This is a genomic window from Flavonifractor hominis (genome assembly GCF_040095835.1).
GTDB lineage: Bacteria > Bacillota > Clostridia > Oscillospirales > Oscillospiraceae > Flavonifractor > Flavonifractor hominis.
In genome coordinates this window covers 1-4,413 of record NZ_JBBMFT010000025.1, presented here as the reverse complement: position 1 = coordinate 4,413, position 4,413 = coordinate 1, and the positions used below count along the sequence as shown (strand labels likewise).

Below are 4,413 nucleotides of genomic sequence, written 5' to 3'. Positions count from 1 at the left end.
GTCTGGAGGCGTATCTGCTGGAATACGCACCGGAGCGAAAGATATACAAAATTTACTATGGCTATAGCCGCAGGGATGCCGAGCGGCTCTATGCCGAGCTGATAGAACGACTGCAGGAAAAAAAGGAAGTGGGCGGCTGCTGTAGTGTGACGGCCCGGGGGAGCGTACAGCTTGCACGGGCTCTGGAGCACACCGGAATGGCAGGCCGCATTCTGGCCATTGGAAGCGATATTTTTCCCAAAAATCTGGACAGCCTGAGACGGAACGTGTTCCAAAATCTGATTTTCAAAAATCCGTATCAACAGGGCTGGAAGGCCATGGAGCGCTTGTTTCAGTATATCTTCCGCGCCCGACCGGCGAAAGGTGAGATATTGAGAGTAAAAGGAGAGGTGGTGTTCCAGAGTTCAATCTCCGTATATGAGCAGGAAGATAGATTTGAAACAAGAGCTATAGAAATAAAAGGAGCTGGTGTTGTTTAAGGAGTGTGCTGTAAGTCATAAAATGGATTAGGGTATTGTGTTGAGAGTAGAAATTGTAAAATGGAGAGATCACAGTGAGGCATATGAAAAAGCGCATTATACCAATTCTTCTAACAGTTCTCTTGGCTTTTGAGACATTTCCCACAGCGGTTTTTGCGGCAGAATCATCCGATAGCATGGTGCCAGACACTCAGACAGATGTGACATTGGCTGATTATCTGTCTGGCAAAGTTCAGTCGCCAACTCCTTTGACTTATACTGTGGCTGAGGGCCTGTCCTTTGAAGATACTACGGAATTTGAAACATCCGAGGAAGCATGGGCTTATGCGGATAAGATCGAGGCTCATGTAGTTGACACTGTAGCGGATATGGAAAAGATTTTCGCCCAGCGGGAAGTAAATATCCTCAACTACGGCGCCATATCCAGTGAGCAGTTCAAAAACCAGAACAATGGCATGGGGCATAAAACGGATGAGGATGCTCAGGCTGAGCGTGAGCTGGCGATCAACAATACGAAAGCCATCTATGCTGCCATCAAAGAGGTCAGCGAGGCGGGCGGTGGTACAGTATTGGTGCCCAACATGGATGGTGAGGTTTTCTATACCTCGGCCATTCATCTTGAAGATAATGTAAATCTTCATATTGAGAAAGGCGCGGTCTTGGCCTTTACCACCGACACCACTCTCTATGAAGGGGAATTGATGAAGGAACTCTACTACGATCCGGATGACCCCAATTGCCCTGTGGATGAGGATGGCCTTACGTTGGCAAAGTTTGAGGGCGGAGAGTGTATGAACTACTCCCCCTTCCTGTATGCATATGGTAAGAAAAACATTGCTATTACGGGCGAAGGTACTCTGGATGGCCAAGCGTCTTTGGGCGATTGGGTTAACGGCGATACCATGTATTGGCACGATTGGAAGCATGGAAGCAAGTACGAGGGAAGTGGGACGGATAAAAGATATACGCCCCAGGAAGCTTCCAGAACCAAGCTTTGGGCACAGGGAGAACTTGGTATCCCTGTTGGGGAGCGCAAGTATGGCGAGCCGTACAAGATCACGAAGGATGAAAATGGTAACTATATCCGCAGCAAGACTGAAAAGGTCAATCCGTGGGAAAATGAGCTTCCGCCTGTTAACGATCCGGAGGCACTGGAAGCCTACGATCCGATGCTGGCTACCGGATTCCTTCGTCCTGCCTTTATCCAGCCGTACAATTGCCAGAACATCCTGATTTCTGGAGTAACGATCATCAATTCCACGATGTGGGAGATCCATCCGGTCCTTTCTGATACTATCATGGTGGACAACACCACGGTAAATTCGCATTTCCATAACAATGACGGCTGCGATCCGGAGAGCTGCAGCAATGTGGTGATCCAGAACAACTCTTTTGATACCGGCGACGATTGTATTGCCCTGAAGGCGGGTCGTAATGGTGACGCCCGGCGCATCGCTCGTCCGTGCTACAATATCGTCATCCAGCGCAACAAGATGGCGGACGGGCATGGCGGTGTGGTCATTGGTTCCGAGCTTACCGGCGGCATCAAGAACGTGTTCTCCCGTGACAATGACATGGAAAGCGACAATCTGACCGCGGCGTATCGCTTTAAGACCAATTATATCCGCGGTGGTGTCATTGAAAATATATACCTGAAGGACGACTATGTTCGGAAGGTGTCCGGTGATAGCCCCGCCGTGCTGGTGGATCTGAACTACTATATCCAGGACGAGATCAACAAGATGCGCCAGGGTAAGATCGAGTCCTATAAGGGCTATATTCCTGAGTATAAGAATGTGGTCATTGAGGATCTGAAGGTCAATCCGGCTGATGTGGAAGGTGCAGGCGGTGGGAAAGCCTTTGAGATCAGAGGCTTTAGTAAGCCGACCAATAATACTGCGATCGAGAATATAAACGACCTTACTGATTGCTACATCGAGAACTTCACCATTAAAAATAGCATTTTTAATGGCAGTGCCCAGATTTTTGACCTCGATTACGTAGATGGGCTGACACTGGATAATGTGACGATAACCGGTGGCAGTAATCCGAGCAAAGTGCGTGATACCTGTAAAAACATACAGATTCGCAACTGCGACCTGAGTCAGTCCAATGTGCCGGAAAGTGTGTTTACCGGAAAGGCAGAGATCGAGAACTCTACATTTGCGGATACGGGATCCAATGATCTGGTCTATGATATCAACTATCTGGCCAGCGGTGACCCCACTGTCAGCTCCAAGGCAGGCAGTACAAACACGAACTGGTACACTCTGTCCGACATCAAGAACTGGATCACCCCCGGCGGCGGGTTCTCCCTGGATAATATGGGCGAGGATCGGGCAGTGGTGCAGTACAACTTGGGTCTGGATATCTGCTACTTCCAGATCTATGACCTGGTCAAGGGCAACAACTTCTATTTCAATACGCCCATCGAGGTCACAGGCGGTGACTATACCGCTGAGCTGTATTACAAGTCCGGCGCCAGCCGCGGTACGTTCGATGTGACCCTGGTAGATGTTGACAGCGGCGTAGAGTATAAGCTGGGTTCTATCAATGGGACCAATGCCCCCACAGGAACGCTGAGCCGCGTTTATCTCAACGACGGCTCTCCTGTGTCCATCCCGGAAGGGAAGTACTATCTGCGGTTCGACTGCACGAATGCGGGCGACCTGGCCGCCATGGAACTGTGCCTGCATCAGGAAGAAACAAGTGATACGCTCCAGACTTTCAATATCATTACTTTGGGTGGTAAGGAAGAGTGGAGTGAGCCGCCTGCAGATACCGGAAGTAAAAAAATCTATGCTACACTTGATTCTACAGACTTCGATCTGTTGAGCTCTATGACGCCTAGCGAGTCCCTGAAGGCGCGTCTGGAGGCTGCAGGAAAGGATAATGTGCAGATCCAATGGAATCCTACAGACCAAGCCGTTTGGTATCAGGTCAAGGGGATAAATGTGGGAGAAAGCATCCAGTTCAATACTCCCATTGAAGTGCAGCAGACAGTCGACAGCAATGAGTACGTTGCAAGCATGAGATACAAGGGAAAGAGCAGCAGCCGCGGTGCTTTTGACGTATTCTTGATCCCTGAAGGTGCAGATGATTCTGAGGGGATCCTTCTGGGCAACATCGATATGAAGAGTGCCATCGAAGGGATGCAGATCAGTGAGTTGACTTTGCCTGAGGGACAGGAAGTGGTTGAGATCCCGGCAGGCGAATATCGCCTAAAGTTCACTTGCACCAAAGCAGGCGATTTTGTGGGTGAATACCTGACTCTGCAGGAGAAAAAGGCGGAAGAACCTGAACCTCCGGTCGCAGAGGTCACCGGCATATCTCTGGATAAGACTTCTCTGACAATGACGACTGCGGCCGGGCAGAACACGGCTCAGCTGATTGCTACGGTTGAAGCCGAGGAGACCCCGGAAGGCGGGATCGCTGCTGATAAAACGGTCACCTGGACTTCCAGCGATGAGAGTGTGGCCATCGTCCACTCTCGCCTGGGCTTTGTGACTGCAGTAGGCGATGGTGAGGCGACGATCACTGCTACCGCAGGAAAGTATTCTGCCACTTGCACTGTTACGGTCAAAACGGAAAGACCTTCTGTTGACGTTGAGAGTGTAAAACTGAATGAAAGCTCCGTCAATATGGAGATGGGCGATACTCGCCAACTTGTGGCCACATTGGAACCTGCAAATGCAACCAATCAGGCTGTGAAGTGGGCATCGGATGATCCTTCCGTTGTTGAAGTAGATCAGACTGGCAAGATCACTGCAATTACTGAAGGAACTGCCACCATCACGGCTACGGCACACAATGGGGTAAAGGCGTCTTGCAAGGTGATTGTGGGCGATATCGATATCAAGGTGGCGTCCATCACCGTCAGCGCACCGGCTGACGTCATCACCGAGGCCGGCGGCACCCTGCAGATGAGCGCCGC

2 protein-coding genes are annotated in these 4,413 nt (G+C 50.4%); both read left to right on the top strand.

Annotated elements, in window-relative coordinates:
- A partial coding sequence (locus WMO45_RS13560) for a substrate-binding domain-containing protein (RefSeq protein WP_349141422.1) occupies positions 1 to 479 on the top strand: 479 nt, incomplete at its 5' end.
- A gap of 83 nt (positions 480 to 562) precedes the next feature.
- Positions 563 to 4,413 (top strand): Ig-like domain-containing protein (locus WMO45_RS13555; RefSeq protein ID WP_349141421.1); only part of this gene is annotated, 3,851 nt, incomplete at its 3' end.